Raw genomic sequence first — 18346 nt, forward strand, 5'->3', positions numbered from 1 at the left:
TTCGGGTGAGTGCGGCCAAGGGCCTGGGAGTTTTGCTGCTGGTCGGGACGACGGTGTTGGGCATCGTCCTGTATTTCGTCGAGGACACGTCGTTGGCCGATCTGTTGTCGCTGGGCGCGGGCGCGCTGTGCCTGTTCTGGCTGATCGCGGTGCTGACCGTGCCGTGGAATCTGTATTTCCGGGCCCGGCAGTTGATCCGGGAGATCGCGATCAGCCGGGAGAAGGGCCTCGCGGTTCCGGATGGGCGCGACCCGGAGGCGCGCCGGATCGCCCGTCGGTTGTTGTGGGGAGCGATCGGCGCGCATGTCGTCTCGGCGGCGGTGATCGCGGTGATCACCTGGGCCTCCGGTGGCGTGGTCGGCTACTGGTTCGCCGGGTTCTACCTGCTCAGCACGTTGTTCCGACCCAGCCAGGCATACCTGGAGCACCTCGGGCAACGGCTGCGGAGCATGTTGCGCGAGGTGACCCACCCGCGTGAGGACGTGCTCGCGCTGATCGACCGGGTGGCCACGCTGGAGAGCAGAGTAGAAAGTCTCGACGAGCGCACCAGGGAGCTGGTCGAGACGGTCGCGCGGCTCAGGACGGCGACCGAGCAGGACGCCGAGCACACGACCGAGCGATTCCACGCGACCGACCACAAGATCGACGCCCTCGGGCGCCGATTCGAGGACACCATCAGCCAGTTGACCGACAACCAGGAAGTGATCTCCGGGATCAAGGCGTTCCTGCGGTTGTTGCGCACCGAACAGAGCTGACCGCCCGATGCGGTGCGCCCGCCCGGCGCCGGCGGCTCAGGCCGAGGCGGTGCGCACCGCCAACGCGCTCTCGCGCACGTCCGGGTCCGGGTGGGCACGCAACTCGCGCAGCAGCGCGCGCCATTCGGCCGGCCAACCGGTCCGGGTGCCGAGGGCCCGGACCAGCTCGATGCCGAACAGCCCGGCCGCCGGCGCCGGATGCGCGGCGAGCGTGTGCGCGGCGGCCGACAACGCGGCGGATTCGATCGGCGCACCGGCCCGGCGCAGGCGCTCGCGCAGCACGCCGGCCGCGCCGATCGCGGGCAACGCCCGGCCGGCGCACAGCTCGACCAGGTCGCTCAGTTCGGCCCCGACCGCGTCGCCGGTCAACGGCAGGGCGGACGCGGTCAGCGTGGCCGCCTCGGTCCGCAACTCCGGTACGCCGGCCAGCGCGGCCCGCACCGGGCGCAGCACCGCGGCCGCTTCGGCCGGACTGCGGGCCGCCCAGGTGCGGGCCTGCCCGAGCAGCACGGTCAGCCGCCGCCGGGCCGGACGATCCCGGTCCGGCTCGGCGTTCGGTGCGTCCGGTGCGCCGTCCTGGGTGATCAGCGACGTGATCACGTGCAGGTAGGTCGTCGGTGCGACGCCGTCGGTGGTGAAGGTGTGCAGCGCGTCGGCCGCCTCGCGCCACGCGACCTCGTCGCTCGGGTCCAGGACCGCATCCGCGATCGCCGCGACGCCCGCGGGCGCGTGCCGCGCCCAGCGCGGGAACGCCCGATAGGCGGCCCGCCGCACCTCGACGTCCGCGCTCGCACACGCCGTGGTCACCAACTGCGCGTACTCGGCCCGCCAGGCCGGTGCCAGTGCGACCGGCCGCCGGGCCACGATCGCCAAGGCGGCCTCCCGCGGCCCCTCGACACCCGCGCGCAGCACGGCCCATGACCGTGCGTCGTCCAGCCGCGCGGTCAGCTGGGACAGGATCGCGCCGCGTACGTCGCGATGCTGATCCGGTGCCCACCACGCCTGCGCCAACAACTCCACCGCGCCCGGCAGCGCCTCGCGCAACGCGATCCGGGCCGCCTCCTTGCGCGAGGTCACCTTGGCCGGCTCGAACAACACCCGGCGCAGCGCCGGTTCGAGCACACTCGGCGGCACGTACCGGGCGGCGCGCGACATCGAGTACGCGGCCACCCGGGCCCGGTCGTCGCCGACGTGCGCCAGCAGGATCGGCAGCGCCGCGCCGGGGTCGTCGGTATGGGTGAGCCCGCTCAGCGCCGCCTCGACCAACGACACCTCGGTGGCGGTCAGATACCGCAGCAGTGCCGGGCGGCCGAACCGCGGCACCCGGGCCAGTCGACGGATCGCGTCCGCCCGGGTGTCGCCGTGCTGGCGCACGTCGTCGGCGAGTTCGACCAGGCGTGCCGCGTAGGCGCGCTGCTGCCTGGGCAACAACCGCGCCATGGCGTCGAACGGCAGGTACGGGATCCAGCGCACGCCACGCGTGGCGAATCGGCCACGCAACGAGCGCCCGTCGAGGTAGCCGTCGAGCAGGTCGGTGCGCCGATAGGCGAGCGCGTGCAGGACCACCGGCAGGGTCGGCGTGGACTCGTCCCGACCGATCAACTCGGCGACTCGCTCGGCGCGCCGCCGCGGATCGGCCAACCACAGCGTGATCGCGGTGCTCGCGACGGCGTCCGACCCGGCCCCGGTGGCCTCGCGCAGGATCTCCTGCAACGGCTCCAGCGCCCAGGCCCGCCGGTCCAGTGTCCCGGCGAGGGCGAAGGCGAGCCACAGGTCGCCCCGGGCGACCTGGGCCCGGATCCAGGGCAGCAGTGCGTCCAGGATCTCCCGCTCGCGACCGCGGCGCAGGTTGTCGGCGAGCGCGGCGAGCCGGACGGTGCCGGACCGGCCCGCCACCCGCTCGAAGGTGGTCAGCGCCCAGCCGGTCAACTCCGGTGCGCCGCCCACGACATGGTGGGCCAGCAGGCGCCCGGCCAGGTCGGTCAGCGCGGCCCGGGTCCGATAGGAGGTGTCCCGCGCCTCCAGCGTGTCGCGCACCAACTCGGTGAGCACCTCCACCGACTCCGCGTCGAACAGGCGCGGATGCGCCTCGGCGATCGCCGACAACGCGGCGCCGCGCACCGGGTCCTGCTCGTTGCGCAACCGGGTCAGCGCGCGCAGCGTCGTGCCGAACTGCTCGGGGTCACCGGATCGGGCCGCGCACGCGATCAGCCGCCGATAGCCGTCGGCCCGGGCACCGGCGTCGGGCAGCCGGGTGCAGGCGACGAGTTCGGCCTGTGCCTCGGCGAGCGGCAGGTAGGCGAGCAGGGGCAACCGGCGCGGCTCGTCGGCCGCGATCGAGGGCAGCGCGAGCATCCGGCGCGCCTCGGTATGACGACGTGCGTGCGGGAGCACGTCGAGCAGGGCGCCGCCGAGCAGGTCCCGGCTGCGATCGCGGTCGGCGTGTACGGCGTCGAAGAACCCGGCGCGCAGGCTCGGCGGCAGTGCCTTGAGCAGTCGGACCGTGCTCGCCTCGTCGGTGCGCACCGCGCGGCCGAGCGCGAGCAGTTCGGCGGCGTCCGGCCCGGCGGCGGCAAGTCGGCGCAGTGCGCTCGTGCTCACCCCGGACAACGTGGGACCGCGCTGCTCGGAGGCGGCGAGCAGGCGGAGCACCCGGTCCCGATCGGCGGTGACGAACGGCTGGACGCCGCCGACGAAGGCGCCGGGCAGCGGACCGCGGGTGGGATGACGCTCGATCAGGTCGAGCACCCGGTGCGGGAATCGTGCACCGGCCCCGACCACCCCGGTGCCGTGCCGGGCCCACCATGCGTCCCGATCGGAGGCGGGCAGGGCGGCCAGGCGGCGCTCCGCGTCGTCGAGGCCCAGCGCCGGATACCGGCGCACGAAGCTGTCCCAGACCCGGTCGACGTGGCCGAGCACGCCGACGTACTCGGCCGCGACGGTCGGACCGCACGCCGGCAGCACCCGGGCCGCCTCGGTCGGTCCGCGCACCGCGAGCACCTGCGCGACGAGGCGATCCGCCAGCGCGCTGCGCCGGCCGCTGCGGATGGCGCGGTGGATCGAGTCGCGCAGCGCCGAGGGGGCGTCGTCCAGCAGCGCGGCCAACGCCGCGTCGGGCACCGGGAGCGAACGGGCCGCGCTCACCGCGCGCCGGGCCAGGGCGAGATCGGGATCGCGGGTGGCGCGCACCACGTGCTCGACGTCACCCGCGACGATCGCCATGGTCAATGCCAGGCCCCGCTCGTAGCCGGTGGGGCCGGCCAACTCGGCGAGGACGGCCGGCAGTTCGCCCGAGTCGCGGAGCCGCCGGGCGGTGCGCGCGGTCTCCCGCATACGTTCGCGGTGCGGCAGCGCGTCCAGGGTGGTGGTGAGTTCTTCCGCTCGGGTCGGCATGCGGGCCATTATGCGGAGCCGGGTGCCCGGCCCGCGCACCGATTATTTCCCGGTGCCGTCCACGGCCTGCTGCGAGGATGGGGCGGTGCACGCGACGACCGAGACCACCGAGATCAGCCGGGCCCACCGAGCCGGAGACGTGCCCCGGGCCTTCCCCGCGGACCTGGCGGGGGAATTCGAGACACACGTCACGGTGGATACGGACGATGTGGACGCACTGGCCCGCCGAGCAGGCGGATACGGCATGGGCCTGACCCACATCGTGCTCGCACGCGGACGCACCGTGTCCCAGCCGATGCTGACCGACCGGGCCACCACGACCCTGGCTCGGGCCCGCGGACGGGCCGCGGAGTTGGCGGCGGTGCTGCGCGGGGACGGCTATCCGGTGACCCGGATCAAGATCGAGGCGGCACCGTGGCATCCCGGGGTGCCACGCACGGACGCGGCGGCGCGCGCGCTCGGCCCCGGGCTGTACTTCGAGCACCACCTCAAGCTCGTGCTGACCGGGGACGCCGACCTGACCGCGCTGGCCGCCGAGGTGGTCGGGCACGGTGCGCACCTGTCGCACAACGCGCGCCGCATCAGGGCGGACGGGCGGTCCGAACGGTTCGTCACCCAGCGCTGCCACCGGGTCGGCGACGAGTCCGCCGCGGCTGCGACGGCGGCCCTGGTGACCGCGCTGGCCGGCTACGAAATCGCTTCGGTGGAACGCGAGTTCGTGGTGTACGACGACAACGGGACACTGGACGACGGCTGGCTCGACGGGGACGGGGACGGGGACGGTTACGGCCGCGGTGACGGTGATGCCGACGGCAGCGGCGATCGCTGACGACCGGGCGGGCGGGCCCCGGTCGAGGAGGGGCGATTCGTCGATCGCCTCCCCGCCCGGTCGGTAGCGGGCGGGGAGGGCATCGCTCGGGGGCGGCTGTGCGGTGGCGGGTCGGTCAGGGCAGGAGGACGTCGAGGAAGGTGTTGGAGAAGATTCGGCCCGGGTCGTACTTGTTCAACGTGGCCCGGGCGGCGTCGAAGTTGCTCGTCGTGGGCAGACCGGTGCGGAAGGAATTCGGGATCCGGCCGGTCACCGCGGCCGTGTCGGTCCACGCGCCGCCGACCCCGTAGGCCCAGCCCTTGGACCACTCCGGCCGTACGCACGCGTAGTTTCCGGTGTAGTTGCCCCAGATCCAGGCGTCCATCCGCTGGTAGAAGTCGTGGTTGGCGGGCGTTCCGGGCAGGGTCGCCACATCCAGCCAGACCACCGTGTCCCACTCGGGGTGGTCGGGGCGCGGGCGGGCGGCGGACAACGTCGGCTCGACCGCGTTCGCGGTGACCACCTCGCTCGCCCGATCGATGCCGGTCACCCGCAGCTCGATCGGACTGTTGCACGGATACCGGCCATTGGCCTTGTACGCGCCCAACAGGCCGGTGTACGCCACGAAGAACTCGTTGAGCACCCGCTGTACGTCGGCCCGCGCGGTCAACACCGCCCAGCCGCCCTCGTGGATGCGCAGCGTGGTCGGCTCGACGAAGAGCTGGGTGTTCTTGGACCAGCCCCAGATGTCCCAGGTCCAGGTCACGATCAGGCCCGAACCCACCACCGCCATCTCGGCGTTGGTGAACACCTCGGTCGCGCCCACGTTGCCGGTGGCGATGTCGGCCAGGAAGTGCGCCTGGTCCTCGGTGACGAAGTTGGCGAACGTGTACGGATACGGATTGTCGATGCGGGTGGAGACCCACGGCTTGCTCGGTGCCACGCTCCACACCTTGAGCCAGGGCACGGTGGTGAACGGGAACCAGATCACCTCGACCCGGCCGGAATCGCGGATGTAGTCGGCCAGCTTCTTGCCGCCGCCGCCGGGTGGGCCCAGCAGCGTGCCGATCTGGTCGTGGTAGAAGTTCTGGCAGCGCAGTCTTTGATTCGCATTGGTCTGGAGAGTGACCTCGGTGACGAAGGCGCGGCCCAGGTGTACCAGGAACGGCCCGATCTCCGGGTCGTCGCGCTGGAAGGTCTTGAGTACGTAGGCGCCCGCCGCCTGGTCCCACACCACCGCGGTCAGCGCCAACACCAGGTTGCTCAGCGTGCCGTAGGTGCCGCCCTGCGGCAGGGTCTCGCCCGGCGTCGGTATCCCGCTGCCGTGCGCGCCGATGGCCAGCACACCGCCCACGCTCAGTTTGCCCGGCGCGGTGGTGGCGATCATCCCGCGCCCGGCCCGCTCCAGTTCGGTCAGCAGGCGCTCGACGCTGCACCCGGTCTGCACGGTCACCGTGGTGGGCGATCCGGGGTTGACCACCAGGGCGGTCAGATTCCGGGTGGTGTCGACCATCAGGGTGTGCGAGGTGTCCGCGCCGCCGGGGATCAGGATCGGCGACCAGTTGTGGCTCATGCCGCGCGGGCGGAGCCGATAGCCGTTGACCCGAGCCCAGTTCGCCAGCGCCACGACGTCCGAGGGGCGTGCGGGCACCGCGGTCCAGACGTCGTCGGCGCGCATTTCGCCGGACCAGTTGCGGTACTGCTGCACGCCCAGGGTGATGCCGGGCGGGAAGTTCGGCGGGGTGGGTGCGGCGCCGGCCTCGGCGGCGGGGATCAGGCCGACGGGTGTCCACTGGGTCGCGGCCAGTGCGGCGGCGCCGGCGAGGCCGCCCAGGACGGTTCGGCGCGAGGGGGCGCCGGGCACGACGTTCGAGGTGCCGGCCGCGGGGTCGGTGGGGTGGTCCGGATTCGTATCGCTCAGTCGTGGCATCAGGTCGCCTTTCGGGGCGTCCCGAGGGCCTGCAGCCCGGGGGAATTCGACATGCGGAAGCGGAGATTCCGGTTCCGGACGATCGATGTGCTGCGGTGCCGAGTCACCTGGTGGATCGCGATGTCGGTACAGCGCCGGGTCCGGTGGGTGTGCCCGGCTCCACGACGTGATGGCGTGCCTGGACGGTGCGATGCCGAGCCGGCGCCCGCCGCCGGCGGCCCGCGATGTGGCTGGCCCGAGGGTCCATCCGAGGGCCGGCCAAGTCAACACCCAAGCGTCGGTGACACGTGTCGAGGATGCGGAATCGGGCGCGGGTGGATCCGCCGGGTATCAACCGGTTTCGGGGTGTGACCCGGTGAGTACTCCCGGTGCCGATTCCGGTTCCGCTTGCGATCGTTGCCCGGCGGGTCGTCGTGCGCGACCGGCGGCTCGCAGGGCCCGCGACGGGGCCGGCCGATCGGCCGCGCTCGGCGACTCGACCGGGCTCGACGCCGCGGGTCGCACCGGCGGTGCCGGGGTCGGCGTCGGCGGATCCGTCGCCCCGGCCGACTCGGTCGGCGCGAGGGACAACCGCGCGTCCAGCGCGAAACCGCCGTCCGGCCGCGGGCCGGCGCAGAAGGTGCCGCCGGTCAGCTCGATCCGCCGGGCCAGTCCGACCAACCCGGTGCCGCCGGCGCCCAGTTCGATCTCGCGGGGGCCGGTGGCCGCGGTGTTGGTGACGGTGATCCGCAATTCGGTGGGGGCGTACCGCAGCAGGACACGGACGAAGGCACCGGGGGCGTGCTTGTGCACATTGGTCAGCGACTCCTGGACCACCCGATACGCGGTGCGCACCACGACCGGCGAGGCGGGCCGCACGGTGCCCTCCACGTCCAGTCGCACATCCACGCCCGCCGCGAGCGACTCGTCGACCAGGGCGGACAGGTCGAGCACGGCCGGTTCCACCGGGGCGCCCGTGTTGCGCTCCTCGGCGGTGCGCAACACTGCGACCAGGTCCCGCAGTTCGGCCAACGCCTGACATCCGGTCGAGCGCAGGTCCTCGGCGGCCGAACGGGTCGCCTCGTCCGGAGCCCGCGAGCGCATCGCGCCGGCCTGGAGAACCATCAGGCTGACCCGGTGCGTGACGATGTCGTGCATGTCCCCGGCGAGCCGGTTACGCTCCTCCTCGCGTGCCTGCTCGGCGCGCAACTCCTGTTCCCGCTCCGCGCGTTCGGCGCGCTCGCCGAGCGCGGCGATGAGCCGGCGGCGGGAGGCGACGTACAGGCCGTAGCACGCCGGGGTGAGGATCGCGAGCATGTTCGCGGTGCCGTTGCCCAGATCCCGCCAGTCCCACGGGTGCCAGGTGGCCACGCACAACACCCCGACGGCCGCCCACATCCTGCGCCGATCGTTCACGTACACCGCGACGGCGTAGGCCGCGAAGCAACCGCCCAGCGCCTGCTCCCGCAACAGCGTGACCGCCGCGATCCACGCACACAGCACGGCATGCCGACGCCGGATGACCAGCACCAGCCCGGCGGTCAGTTCGGCCGCGAAGGACACCCAGGCGCCGGTGTCCGTGAAGTCGCCGCCCGAGTCCCGCAGGTGCTGGGCGAAGTTGAGCCCGGCGGTGAGCATCCCGACCGAGACCGCGAGTGTGACGTCGAAGACGAGCGAGCGTCCGGCCGGGGACCAGGACGGGAACGGGCGGCGGGTCGACTCGGCGGGGCGAAAAGTCACGGATTCAACGGTAGCCGGCCCGGGCCGGCGCGCGTCAGTCCAGCGGAGGAGGGCCGAGGTGATACCTGAGGCTCGCCCCTCTGTTCGCGCCGGTCGAGCGGCGGCCCCGGACATCGGGGGTGTACGCACCCTCGGCGGTGTGTGCGATTCCGTGGGGCGCGGCGGACCCGGGTAGTCCCGGAGAGCTACCCGCGGGGTCCACTCCCTGGGGCGACGCAGGCTACCGACGCCGATTCCTAGCTTCGTGTCCGGTACTTCGAGGACGGGAGCGGGACATGCGTGGTCGGTTGCGAATGGGTTTGGTCGCGGCGCTGGTCGCCGGAACATTGGCCGGACCCGGCGTCGGCGTCGCGGAAGCCGCGGCCCCGAAGCCGCCGACCCTGCCCGCGATGTCCGCGGCCGGCCTGGGCGAGCGGTACGCGGCCAACCAGCGGGCCATCGCCGAGGCGGCCGGCCTGGCCCGGAACACCGGACACGCCGGGCGCGCGGACCACCTCGCCCGGATGGCCGACCCGGACCGGACCTTCCTGGCCTTCGACGGCCGCGCCGGCCGGGTCCGGGCGATCGAGGTGCTCGGCGACCTCGCCGGCGCGGATCGGATCGCGGTCCTGGTACCGGGCAGCGACAGCGACCTGGACCACTTCGACACGCGTGGGGACAAGCCGTACTCCACCCCCGCGGGCGGGGCCCGCGCGCTGTACGACGAGATCCGCATCCAGGATCCGAGCGCCCGGGTCGCGGTGATCGCCTGGCTGGGCTACTCGCCGCCGCACACGATCAGCCTCGACGTGCTGACCACCGGCCGGGCCGACGACGGCGCGCGCGAGCTGCGCCGGTTCGTCGCCGGGCTGTACGCGGTGTCGCCCGCCGCGCAGGTGTCGCTGCTGTGCCACTCGTACGGCTCGGTGGTGTGCGGGCGGGCGGTCTCCCGGATCGACGTCGCCGACCTGGCCGTGTTCGGCAGCCCCGGGCTGGGCGTGGACGACCGGGAGGAGCTGGGCACCGGCGCCCGGGTCTGGGCCGGGCGGGGCGGCTCGGACTGGATCGACCTGGTGCCCAACGTGCGCATCCCGTTCTTCGACACCACCGTCGGCTTCGGCGCCGACCCCACCGGAGGCGGCTTCGGCGCCCGCGAGTTCGCGGCCGGCGGCGGTGGCCACTCCGACTACCTGCGGCCCGGTGGGCCGGCCCTGCACAACCTCGCGCTGATCGCGCGCGGCCGCGCCACGGAGGTGACCCATGCGTGAACCGGGCGTCCTGGTCCGTCGGATCGAGAACTCGACTCCGGTCGACCGCGAACGCGAGGTGGACGGCCTGCGGGCGATCGCCATCCTGGGCGTCGTGCTCGGCCACTGGATCGTCACGGGCGTGTACGCGGGCGCCGACCACTGGCAGACCGACAGCCCGCTGCGACACCTGCCCGACTACGCGCCGATCACCTGGCTGCTCCAGCCGCTCGCGGTGTTCTTCCTGGTCGGCGGGTACGTGGCCGCGCAGTCCCACGCGCGCGCGCAGCGCTACCGACCGTGGGTCCGGCGGCGGATGATCCGGCTCGGCCGGCCGATCGCGGCACTGCTCGTGGTGTGGACCGTCGCCATGGCGGTGCTCGCCGACGTCGTGGCCGGCGACACCCTGTACACGCTCGGCAGGCTCGTGTTGTCACCGCTGTGGTTCGTGCTCGTCTACGCGGGCCTGACCGCCCTCACCCCGCTCGTGGTCCGGCTCGGTCGGGCCGGACCCGTGCTCGCGATCGGGACGGTTTCGGTGGTGGACCTGATCCGCTTCGCCGCCGACGGGCCGGCGGTGGTCGGCTGGATCGACGTGCTCGCCGGGTGGCTCGTCCCGTACAGCCTCGGCGTGCTCTGGGCGGGGCCGCACCGGGCCCGGATCGAGCGGCTCGGCGGGCCGCTTCTGGTGGCCGGCGCGCTCGCCTGTGCCGGGCTGATTCGCTACGGCGGCTATCCGGTCTCCATGGTGGGCGTCCCGGGCGAGGCGATCTCCAACCTGAACCCGCCCACGCTCGCCGCGGTCGCCTTCGGCCTCGCCCAGTGCGGGCTCGCGCTGCTGGTCCGTGCTCCGCTGCGGCGGGCGCTGTGCCGGCATCCGCGGACGTGGGCGGTGGTCGCGCTGGTCAACCTGTCCGCGATGACGGTGTTCCTGTGGCACCAGAGCGCGATGCTCGCGGTGACCTCGCTCGGCATCGCGCTCGGCGGGCTGCCCGGCCTGGGCACGGTGCCGGACGAACTGCCCTGGATCGTGGCGCGGATCGGGTGGATGCCGGTGTTCGCGGGTGTGCTGCTCGTGGTGTGGGCGGTGTTCCGTCGCTGGGAGGCGGGCGGACCCGGCCGCCGGGACTCCCGACGTAGCTCCTGAGAGTGACACCCGGGATCACCCGAGGCGGGGATGCCGTGCACCGGTCGTGCCTCATAGCCTCCGTGGGTGAGTGTCGAGGCAAGCGGAACGAAGCGGGCGGACGGCGCCGGGGAGCGCGACGAGGCCGGCGGTGGTGCGGCGCGGACCGGGCGGTTGACCCGGGGGCTGGCCGTGCTGCGCGAGGACCTGTTCGACGTCCGGATCCGCACCGAGCGCCCGCCGGCCCCCTTCGGCAGCATGGCCGTCGCACGCGCTCTGCTCTACGTCGCGGTCGTGCTGACCGTGGGTATTCAGGGCGCGGTGCTGGCGGGCTACCCGGGAGTGTCCGCCGGGTTGGCCTTCGCACTCGGCCTGGCCACCGGCGCACCGATCCTGATCGCGTCGCAGCGGCCGTTGGTCGCGTGGTGGATGTCGCTCGGCGCGACCGTGGTGTGCGCGATCGCGGGGGAGAAGGGACATGACCACATCCAGTGGCCGTGGACGGCCGTGGGCGTCTTCATGCAGATCGTGGTGTCGGCCAACGTGGCCTTCCACGCCCGGACCCGAGTCGTCGTGGAGACCTGGTCGATCACCACCCTGCTGGGCGTGGTCCTGGTTCGCAACGCGCAGCACGACCCGTCGAACTGGGGCACGATGCCCTCCGTCGCGATGCTGACCGCGGTGGTGATGGTGGTCGTGGTCGCCTTCCGCGGCCGCAGCGACGCGCGCCGGCAGCTTGCCGCCCAGGCCGACCTGACCGCCACCGAACGTGAGCGCAGCGCGCTCCTGGAGGAACGCGCCCGGATCGCCCGCGAGTTGCACGACGTGGTCGCGCACCACATGTCGGTGATCGCGATCCAGGCCGAGGCGGCCCGCTACCGGGTCGCCGACCCACCGCCCGAACTGGTGCAAAGCTTCGTCACGATCCGCGCCAACGCGGTCGACGCGCTCGCCGAACTCCGGCGCGTGCTGGGCCTGTTGCGCACCCAGCAGGAGGGTGGCAGCGGGCTCGACGGATCGGGCCGGCCGGCCCCGCTGCCCACCCTGGACCGGCTGCCCGAGCTGATCGAGAACGTGCGCGCGGCCGGCATGACGGTGGACTGTGTCACGGTCGGCGTGCCGCGCCCGTTGCCGCAGGGCGTCGACCTGTCCGCCTACCGGATCGGCCAGGAGGCACTGAGCAACGCACTGCGGCACGCGCCCGGCGCCCGAGTGCGGGTCGAGGTCGCGTACGTACCGACCGGGGTGGGTCTGCGCGTGCACAACGAGGCCGCTCCCAACCCCGGGCCGGACGCCCGGGAAGGCTCCGGACACGGGGTGCTGGGCATGCGCGAACGGGCGGCCATGATCGGCGGCACACTCGAGGCCGGGCATACTCCCGACGGGGGCTACCACGTGGACGTCTTCCTGCCGACCGAGGAGCAGTGACATCGATGGCCATCCGGGTACTGATCGCCGACGACCAGATGATGGTCCGCGAGGGTTTCTCCGTCCTGCTCGGCGCGCAGCCCGGGATCGATGTCGTCGGCGAGGCCGTGCACGGGCGCGACGCGGTCGAGCAGGTCGCGGTACTGCGCCCGGACGTGGTGCTGATGGACGTGCGGATGCCGGTCCTGGACGGCCTGGCCGCGACCCGCGAGATCACCGCCGATCCGGACGGCACGACCCGGGTCCTGGTGCTGACCACGTTCGACCTGGACGAGTACGTCTACGAGGCGCTGCGCGCGGGTGCGAGCGGATTCCTGCTCAAGGACGCCTCGGCGCTGCAACTCGCGCACGCGGTGCGGGTGGTGGCCGCCGGCGAGGCGCTGCTCGCGCCGACCGTGACGCGCCGGTTGATCGCCGAGTTCGCCCGACTCGGGCCGGCCACCGGCGGGCCGCGCGGCCGGGTCGAGCAACTCACCGAGCGGGAGACCGAGGTGCTCTCGCTGATCGCCCAGGGGTTGTCCAACGCGGAGATCGCCGTGCGGTTGGTGGTCAGCGAACAGACCGTCAAGACGCACGTGAGCCGGCTGCTGGCCAAGCTGAACCTGCGCGACCGCACCCAGGCGGCGGTGTTCGCGTACGAGAACGGTGTGGTGCGGGCGGGCGAGGTGCGCTGAGCCGGGCTCGGCCGGGTCCGCGGCCCCAGGGCCTCAGCCGGCCGGCGTGGGGTTGCGCTCGTACGTGTCGATCAGCCGGGTCAGGTGGATGCCGGCCAGCAGTAGCGGTTGCTCGCTCCGGCCGACCTGCGCGGCCAGTTCGGCGCCCTCCAGGGTGCTGATCACGGTATGTGCGAGCCCTTCGGCGTCCGCCTCGTCGTGGCCGACCTCGACCAGCCTCGCGCGCACCAGCTCCCGCCAGTGCGCGAACGCCTCGGCGGCGGCGGCCCGGATGTCGGGCGCGCCGGTCGCGGTGCCGAGCGCGGTGGCGGTGACCGGGCAGCCGTCGGCCCAGTCGGACGCGCGCAGGCCCTCGGCGAGGCTGCGGGTGAGTTCGCGCACGGCCGCGCCCGGGTCCGGCTCGGCGGCCAGCACGGCGCGCAGGATGTCGGCGAACTCGCCGTCCCCGTGCCGGATCGCGGCGACCGCCAACTCCTGCTTCCCGCCCGGGAAGAAGTGGTACATCGAGCCGAGCGTGGCGCCGGCCTCGGTGGAGATCTGCTTGATCCCGGTGCCGTCGTAGCCCTGCCGCTGCATCAGCCGGGAGGCCGTGCGGACGATGCGTTCGCGGGTGCCGAGCGGGGTGGTCCCGGCGGCCGGGGCCGTCGACTCGCGCTGCTGCGCCTTGGTCTTCACGTGGCGAGTTTATCGGATAGAGCGTTCGCTTCAGGCTGGATAGAGCGTTCGCTCCAGAGCTGTGCTACGTTCTCGACATCGGATAGAGCGTTCGTTCCAGTCCGGTCGGATCGGATCAATCTCGGGAGTATTCATGGGCGACAAGCGGGCGGTCACGGTCATCGGTCTCGGTCCGATGGGGCAGGCGATGACCCGGGCGTTCCTGGCCGCCGGGCATCCGGTGACGCTGTGGAACCGGACCGCGAGCAAGGCGGATGCGCTGGTGGCCGAGGGGGCGGTGCGGGCCGACACGATCGAGGCCGCGCTGGCCGCGAACGAGCTGGTGGTGCTGAGCCTGACCGACTACGACGCGATGTACGCCATTCTGGAGCCGGCCGCGCCCGCGCTGGCCGGTCGGGTGCTGGTCAACCTCAGCTCGGACACCCCCGAGCGGGCCCGCGCCGCGGCCGCGTGGGCGCAAGGGCACGGCGCCCGACACCTGACCGGCGGGGTGCAGTCACCGCCGTCGGGCATCGGCTCGCCGGAGATGTCCACCTTCTACAGCGGCCCGGCCGACGTGTTCGAGGCGCATCGGGACACCCTGGCGGTGCTGACCGGGACCGACTACCAGGGCAGCGATCCGGGCCGCGCCGCGCTGCTCTACCAACTCCAGATGGACATCTTCTGGACCTCGATGCTCGGCGCCCTGCACGCCCTCACGGTGGCCCGGGCGAACGGCATCCCGGCCGCGGACTTCCTGCCGCACGCCGCCGCCACGGCCGCTTCGGTGCCGGGCTTCCTCGCCTTCTACACGCCGCGGCTGGACGCGGACGAGCACGGCGGCGACGTGGACAACCTGGACATGGCGGTGGCGAGCGTCGAACACGTCGTGCACACCACGCGCGAGTCGGGTGTGGACGCGGCGCTGCCGAGCGCGGTGCTGGAGGTGTTCCGGCGCGGGGTGCGGACCGGGCACGGCAAGGACAGCTTCACCCGGCTGGGCGAACTCCTGCGCTCGGCCTGACGCGGCCGCGGTCGGGTGGGCCGGCTCAGGTCGGGTCCGCCGGACCGGGCCCCGGGCGCAGCCTGCGGATCGGCAGCAGGCAGCGTGGGTCGGCGGTGTGCAGGGCCGTGCCGAGGGGGCGCAGGATCCCGGTGCCCGGCGTCCAGCGGAACGCGCCCACCGTGTTCGCGCCGGGCAGGGCCGCGTACAGCAGGTCGCCGACGAAGGCCAGGTCCTGCGGGTCGGCGCCGCCCGCCGGGAGGTGGGACATCACGTGCGGGGCGGCCGTGGCCAGCGTGCTGATCGTGCCGGGGCCGCGGTTGGCCGCGTACACGTGCGCGCCGTCGGGGGAGGTGACGATGGCCGAGGGCAGGCCCGGCGCGGCGAGCGGATGGCGGGTCAGGTCGGGCAACGCCAGGATCGCCGGGTCGAGTTCGCCGAGCAGCCAACGGCCGCTCAGGTGCCGCGGTCCGGTGCCGGTCGGGACGCGGTGGGTCGAGCGCAGCCGCAGTCGGCCCGCGCTCAGGTGGTAGGTGAGCAGGACGTCGCCGCCGAGGTCGACGACGGTGAGCGAGTCGTGGTCCTCGAACACGACCTGGTGCGGGTGCGCCGCGGATTGCCGCTTCGGATGCGCCTTCGAGCCCGGCCCGGGCAGGGCGACCTGCTCGCTCACGCCCGCGAGCGAGCCGTGCTCGTCGAGGCGGTGCACGATCAGGTCGCCGCTGCCGTAGTTGGCGGCGACCAGATGCCCGCCGTCGGGGGAGACCGCGAGATGACACGGGATGGAGCCGCGCGAGGAGGCCCGGTGCCGGAGTCGTGGGTGTCGGGCCGGCTCGATCACGGTGATCGTGCCGTCGAGTGCCTCGTCCACGCCGTAGACCAGGTCCAGGCGCGGATGGGCGGCGGCGTAGGCGGTGCGCACCGGGACCGGCGGTCCGGTCGCCACCAGCGCGCCGGTGTCCGGATCGGCCTCGCACACCACGGTGGTGTCGCCGCCGATCAGGATCGGTGCCCGGCTCGGCGGCACGGGGTGATTCCTCGCCGAGCCGGGCGATCTGCGGGCGTCCTGACGGTGCATCAGAACGCATCCCCCAGCCAGTGGATCGCACCGGGGGCGGTGACCGTGGCGCGCACGCGCGCCCGGTCGCTCTGGATCGGCCGGGCCAGGCCGAACGCGGTGTGGCCGGTGCTCACATCGGTCAGCAACGGGCCGATCGCCCGGGTGAGCGCCGCATCGATCGGCACCCGCAGCGTCACCACCGTGCCCGGGCCGCCGAGTTCGCACAGCGCCCGGCGCAACAGCGCGGGCAGCGCGTACGGACGGCCCGGGCCGCAGGCCACCTCGACCACCTCGCCGGTGTCCGGGCGCACCACCACGTAGTCGCCGTCCTCGGTGACCGACACCCGGGCGGGCGCGGCGTACCAGTGCGGGAAGCGGTGCGCCCAGTCGGCGGGCGAACGCACCGTGGTCAGCGGCCGGTTCGCGTTCGCAGCGGCGTGGGTCCGGACCATTCGGGGCAGGTCGGCGGGCCGCGCCGGACGCACCCGCAGCTCGCCCCACGCGGCTTCGGGACCGGCCACGCCGCGCAGGTACGGCGAGGGGAAGGTCTCCCACCCGGACCCGGTGTACACGCCCGGCGTGCCGCTGAACATCAGCGACCACGCGCAGCCGTACCGGGTCATGTCGTCGATCGCCATCGCGAGCAACCGGCGGATCAGACCCCGGCCGCGCGCCCGGGGCGCACTGGCCACGCTGCCCACACAACCGACCACCGCCACCCCGCCCGCCGCGTCGCGGATCGGCCGGGGCTGCCAGTGCAGGACGGCGAGGATCGTGTCCTCGTCGGCCGCGACCAGGGTGTGTCGATGCCGGCCCGGGTCGTGCGCGTGCAGTGCCGGCAGGCCGGGTGCGTCCGGGAAGGCCACCGCCCACAGGGCGTGCAGCGCCGGATCGTCGGCCGGGGTGGTGGTGCGCAGTTCCATCTCAGATCGCCAGGTTCCCGCCGGTGACGACCCGTGCGCCGGCGGCCGGCAGCGCGGTGCGCGTGACACCGTCCTCGACGCACGTGGTGTGCAGCAGCGACGACGCGCCGGCGAACGCCTCCGGGCGCAGCTCCAACCGGCCGCCGGTGAACCGGGTTCCGGTGGCCAGCCAGTGGTTGACTCCGGAATCCAGCCGGACGTGTGCACCGTCGGTGCTCGACGCCGCGTCGTGCAACTGCCAGCGGGAGACGCCCGTTCCGGCGGCCCGGGACAGCAGCGCGCCGGCGCCGTTGGCACCGGTCATCCGGGTGCCGGCGCCGATGTGCACGCTCTGGTCGCGGACCGCGGACAACAACACGCCGGTGTTGGTCAGTGTGCTCGCGGTCAGCCGCAACACGGCCGAGCCGACCTCCAGCGGTGCGGCCGTGGGCGAGGCTCCCACGATCGTGCAGCCGTCGAAGTCGACCTCGCCCGAACCGCGCAGGATCGCACCGTCCACGCCGGTGAACGTGCAGTCCCGAAAGTGCACGGTGTTGCTCACGGGTGTCTGCACCAGCACCTGCTTGGCGGGCAGGTCGAACGTGCAGCCCTCGATGGTGTTCGGCCGGGTGGAGCGGGCCGAGCGCTGCCCGATCGCGAACGTGCGGGCCACACACCCGCGCAGTTGTACGCCGTCCGCGTTCACCTGGAGCGTGCCGCCCGGGTCGAACGTCGGTCGGGGGATCACCCGGACGTTCTCCAGGGTCAGATCGGTGATCTTCGTACCCGCGACGAACCACGAGCAGACGTGGTCGCGCACGGTGATGCGCTTGGCGGAAGTGCCCCACAGCACGCCGGAGTTCGCGATGTCCATCAGGCCCGAGTTGCCCTCGAAGAGCAGATCGTGTTCGTACTGGCCGTGGGTGGTGAACGGATTGCCGCCCTGGTCGTCGCCGTCGCCGTGGCAGTTGACCACGTGACAGTAGGCGGACGCGGTCAGGTCGTTCAGGTGCCGGGCGTTGCTCGACACGCAGTCCTCGACCCGGCCGTACAGGCAGTAGATCTGCTGGGTCAGGTAGCCCGCGCCGCCGTACATCACCGTCGGCGGGTTCTTCAGCGAGGAGCGCGCGGTGTGGAAGTGCGTGCACCAACGGCGCATGATCACCGGCCAGAACGACCCGGTGGCCTCGATCCCGCTGACGTCGCAGCGCACCGCGTACTCGTAGGCGATCGGATGCGAGCCGGTGTACTCGTCGTCGTTTTGGCCGGCTCCGAGGAAGACCATGTTGCGCACGTGCGCACGCCGGACCGGTTCGACCCGGGTCCAGGTGATGCCGCGGCCGGCGGCCAGTTCCCAGCCGTTGAGGTAGTCCACCCGGATGTGTGTGCCGTCGACGACCTGGGTGATCTCGACGAGCTTTTGCAACTCGCGCTCGTAGGTGCCGCCGCCGGCGATGGGATCGATCTCGACCGTCCACCACTCGCCGACTCGGAACGCGCTCGAGTCCGGTACCGGGAAGGCGTCGGTGAGTTCGATGACGGTCTCGGCCAGCGGGTACTTCACCACGGACTTGGTGACCTTGCCCTTGAAGTACAGGACGGCGCCGAACGGGTTGTCGTGGGTGTTCTTCTCGATGCCGGTGGTGCGGACGGTGTGTCCGCCGAAGT

The 18346-nt window shown here is 73.1% G+C and carries 14 protein-coding genes; 7 read left to right on the forward strand and 7 right to left on the reverse strand.

Annotated features, from left to right (window positions below; all coding sequences use genetic code 11):
* Positions 1-5: 5 nt before the first annotated feature.
* Positions 6-755: a hypothetical protein gene (locus ACFZBU_RS44115; protein ID WP_391589453.1), complete on the forward strand. Its 750-nt coding sequence runs from the start codon at positions 6-8 to the stop codon at positions 753-755.
* 36 nt (positions 756-791) lie between these two features.
* On the opposite strand, the gene ACFZBU_RS44120 is transcribed toward ACFZBU_RS44115, so the two are convergent.
* Positions 792-4148 carry a hypothetical protein gene (locus tag ACFZBU_RS44120; RefSeq protein WP_391589454.1) on the reverse strand — a complete coding sequence of 1119 codons (3357 nt, stop codon included), beginning with the start codon at positions 4146-4148 and terminating at the stop codon, positions 792-794.
* An 85-nt stretch (positions 4149-4233) separates the two neighbouring features.
* On the opposite strand from ACFZBU_RS44120, the gene ACFZBU_RS44125 reads away from it, so the two are divergent.
* Positions 4234-4977: a hypothetical protein gene (locus ACFZBU_RS44125; RefSeq protein ID WP_391589455.1), complete on the forward strand. Its 744-nt coding sequence runs from the start codon at positions 4234-4236 to the stop codon at positions 4975-4977.
* Positions 4978-5092: 115 nt separating this feature from the next.
* On the opposite strand, the gene ACFZBU_RS44130 is transcribed toward ACFZBU_RS44125, so the two are convergent.
* Both ACFZBU_RS44130 and ACFZBU_RS44135 read right to left on the reverse strand, forming a co-directional pair.
* Positions 5093-6886: a cholesterol oxidase substrate-binding domain-containing protein gene (locus ACFZBU_RS44130; protein ID WP_391589456.1), complete on the reverse strand. Its 1794-nt coding sequence runs from the start codon at positions 6884-6886 to the stop codon at positions 5093-5095.
* Between the two features lie 330 nt (positions 6887-7216).
* Entirely contained in the window at positions 7217-8605 is a 1389-nt protein-coding gene (locus ACFZBU_RS44135; RefSeq protein WP_391589457.1) for a sensor histidine kinase, read from the reverse strand.
* 275 nt (positions 8606-8880) lie between these two features.
* Between ACFZBU_RS44135 and ACFZBU_RS44140 the strand changes: the two genes are divergently transcribed.
* From ACFZBU_RS44140 to ACFZBU_RS44155, 4 genes are all read left to right on the forward strand, one after another.
* The gene (locus ACFZBU_RS44140; RefSeq protein ID WP_391589458.1) at positions 8881-9852 is read left to right on the forward strand and encodes an alpha/beta hydrolase; all 972 of its coding nucleotides are present in this window, start codon (positions 8881-8883) and stop codon (positions 9850-9852) included.
* Positions 9845-10978 carry an acyltransferase gene (locus ACFZBU_RS44145; RefSeq protein WP_391589459.1) on the forward strand — a complete coding sequence of 378 codons (1134 nt, stop codon included), beginning with the start codon at positions 9845-9847 and terminating at the stop codon, positions 10976-10978. The genes ACFZBU_RS44140 and ACFZBU_RS44145 overlap by 8 nt, the downstream gene beginning before the upstream one ends.
* 66 nt (positions 10979-11044) lie before the next feature.
* Positions 11045-12385, forward strand: coding sequence for a sensor histidine kinase (locus ACFZBU_RS44150; RefSeq protein ID WP_391589460.1), 1341 nt, complete (start codon positions 11045-11047; stop codon positions 12383-12385).
* 5 nt (positions 12386-12390) lie between these two features.
* Entirely contained in the window at positions 12391-13059 is a 669-nt protein-coding gene (locus ACFZBU_RS44155; RefSeq protein ID WP_391589461.1) for a response regulator, read from the forward strand.
* A 33-nt stretch (positions 13060-13092) separates the two neighbouring features.
* On the opposite strand, the gene ACFZBU_RS44160 is transcribed toward ACFZBU_RS44155, so the two are convergent.
* Positions 13093-13734 (reverse strand): TetR/AcrR family transcriptional regulator, encoded by a 642-nt coding sequence (locus tag ACFZBU_RS44160; RefSeq protein ID WP_391589462.1) that lies wholly within the window; start codon positions 13732-13734, stop codon positions 13093-13095.
* 61 nt (positions 13735-13795) lie between these two features.
* On the opposite strand from ACFZBU_RS44160, the gene ACFZBU_RS44165 reads away from it, so the two are divergent.
* Positions 13796-14737, forward strand: a complete 942-nt coding sequence (locus ACFZBU_RS44165; RefSeq protein WP_391589463.1) for an NAD(P)-dependent oxidoreductase — start codon at positions 13796-13798, stop codon at positions 14735-14737.
* A gap of 25 nt (positions 14738-14762) precedes the next feature.
* Here ACFZBU_RS44165 and ACFZBU_RS44170 read toward each other — a convergent pair whose 3' ends face one another.
* The 3 genes from ACFZBU_RS44170 to ACFZBU_RS44180 form a co-directional block, all read right to left on the reverse strand.
* Complete coding sequence (locus ACFZBU_RS44170) at positions 14763-15743, reverse strand: lactonase family protein (RefSeq protein WP_391589464.1); 981 nt, start codon at positions 15741-15743, stop codon at positions 14763-14765.
* Between the two features lie 50 nt (positions 15744-15793).
* The gene (locus ACFZBU_RS44175; RefSeq protein WP_391589465.1) at positions 15794-16699 is read right to left on the reverse strand and encodes a GNAT family N-acetyltransferase; all 906 of its coding nucleotides are present in this window, start codon (positions 16697-16699) and stop codon (positions 15794-15796) included.
* Position 16700: 1 nt separating this feature from the next.
* On the reverse strand, positions 16701-18346 hold a 1646-nt coding region (locus ACFZBU_RS44180; protein WP_391589466.1), incomplete at its 5' end, for a peptidase C14.

The sequence above is a fragment of the Embleya sp. NPDC008237 genome (assembly GCF_042956465.1).
In the GTDB taxonomy this organism is placed as follows: domain Bacteria; phylum Actinomycetota; class Actinomycetes; order Streptomycetales; family Streptomycetaceae; genus Embleya.